A 989-nucleotide genomic window follows, 5' to 3' on the forward strand; every position below is an offset into this window, starting at 1 on the left:
GGCGGTGTGGGGCCGATGGTAGTTGAAGTGGTTCACCCACACCCCGATCGCCTCCCGTCGGGCCTGTTCGCTGGGATAGGGGCGGACGTAGAGGACCTCGTCGGCCAGCAGCCGGTTGTACCGCTCGACCTTGCCGTTGTGGCGCGGCGTGTAGGGGCGGATCCGCTGGTGCCGGCCGGCGAGAGCTTCCACGCACCGGGTGAAGTCCTTGGCCCGGTAGTTGGCGCCGTTGTCGGTGACCACCCGGTGCAGCCGGGTGATGCCGTGGGCGGCGAAGAACGCCCGGGCACGGCAGAAGAACCCGATCGTGGTGGTGGCCCGCTCGTTCTCGAGGGCCTCGGTGTAGGCCAGCCTCGAGAAGCCGTCCACGGCCGAGTGCAGATAGGTGTAGCCGACCTTTGCCCCGGGCCCGCGCTTGGACTGCTTGGCGGCAGCGCTGCCACGGCCGTGGGCCCGCCAGCCGCCGCCGTCGGGGATCCGCCCGACCTTCTTCACATCCAGGTGGACCATGTGCCCGGGCCAGGCAGCCCGAATGCGCTGCCGTGAGCGTCTCAGGTCGTCGCCGTCCGGAGTGAGGTCGCGCAGCCGAGAGATGCCCAGGCGGGCCAGCCACCGGCCCACGGTGCGCAGGTGCAGCCGATGTCCCAGCCCGAGCAGGTGGCGGTGGATGCGCCTGGCCGACCACTTCCGGTCCCGGCGCAAAGCCTCGATCGACTCCACGACCGCCGCCGGGGTGCGCTGAGGGCTGCGCCGCGGAGTCGAGGGACGATCGGCCAACCCGGCTTCGCCGGACTCGAGGTAGCGGGCCACCCAGGTCGACACCGTGGGCCGGCTGACGCGGAACTCGGCGGCCACGTGGGCCTTCGGGAGCCCCTCGTCGAGGTGGCGCAACACCATGCGCAGCCGGCCGGTCGGGGTCAGGGGTGCATTAACGTGGGTCATGAACGGGCTCTCTCGCGCGGACGGACGGTGTAGGAACTTCCATCCTG

1 protein-coding gene is annotated in these 989 nt (G+C 71.1%); it reads right to left on the reverse strand.

Annotation, left to right across the window (positions count from 1 at the left end; all coding sequences use genetic code 11):
* Positions 1-942: IS481 family transposase (locus ABD220_RS17825; protein WP_344124839.1), on the reverse strand; the 942-nt coding region annotated here is incomplete at its 3' end.
* Positions 943-989: the final 47 nt, after the last annotated feature.

It is taken from the genome of Kocuria aegyptia, from assembly GCF_039530085.1.
Classification (GTDB): domain Bacteria; phylum Actinomycetota; class Actinomycetes; order Actinomycetales; family Micrococcaceae; genus Kocuria; species Kocuria aegyptia.